Here is a 738-nt window from a genome sequence, read left to right as displayed (position 1 = left end):
GGGTAGCTACGTGTGGAAAGGATAAGTGCTGAAAGCATCTAAGCATGAAGCCCCCCTCAAGATGAGACTTCCCATCACTTCAAGTGAGTAAGATCCCTTAAAGACGATAAGGTTGATAGGTCCGAGGTGGAAGCATGGTGACATGTGCAGCTGACGGATACTAATTGATCGAGGACTTGACTAGCTTCTTACTATAGTTGATTGTTTATTACATTTCTTATTTGGTTTTTGAGGTACAATAACTTTTTTAAAAAAGTACTTGCTTTTTTAAAATAAAGTGATTATAATATAACTTGTCCTCAAAAAATTAGGGCAACCAATTAAATCATAACCTGTCTGGTAGTGATGGCGAAGAGGCCACACCTGTTCCCATACCGAACACAGAAGTTAAGCTCTTCAGCGCCGATGGTAGTTAGGGCATTGCCCTTGCAAGAGTAGGACGCCGCCAGGCAAATTAAACCCATGTAGCAACATATTGCTATATGGGTTTTTTGATGTTTTTGATGTAAATATAACGACCCTACGTCAAGTGACGTTGGAAATGTATTAGTTCATCACACTCTAGCGAAGCATGCTGTTCTAAAGTGCCTACTAACTCCGCCTTATAATCTGGGCATTCATTCACTTCATATGTTAATTTTGGCTCTACAATAAATAGTGTTGGTGATAAAAATTCACTAACACTATTTTTAGTATTAGTAAAAATAGAAAACAAGTGAGTTTCCCTGTAGAATTAAA

Annotated in this window: 2 rRNA genes; both read left to right on the top strand. The window is 38.1% G+C overall.

Going from position 1 to position 738, the window contains the following annotated elements:
• Positions 1-184, top strand: a 23S ribosomal RNA gene (locus tag ACFFIS_RS16130); the annotation flags it as partial.
• Between the two features lie 151 nt (positions 185-335).
• A 5S ribosomal RNA gene (gene rrf, locus ACFFIS_RS16125) occupies positions 336-451 on the top strand.
• Positions 452-738 lie beyond the last annotated feature (287 nt).

This window comes from Paracerasibacillus soli, assembly GCF_042432965.1.
Classification (GTDB): Bacteria; Bacillota; Bacilli; order Bacillales; family Amphibacillaceae; genus Paracerasibacillus; species Paracerasibacillus soli.
Note: the sequence above shows the minus strand (reverse complement) of the source record. Positions and strands in the feature narration are given on the sequence as shown.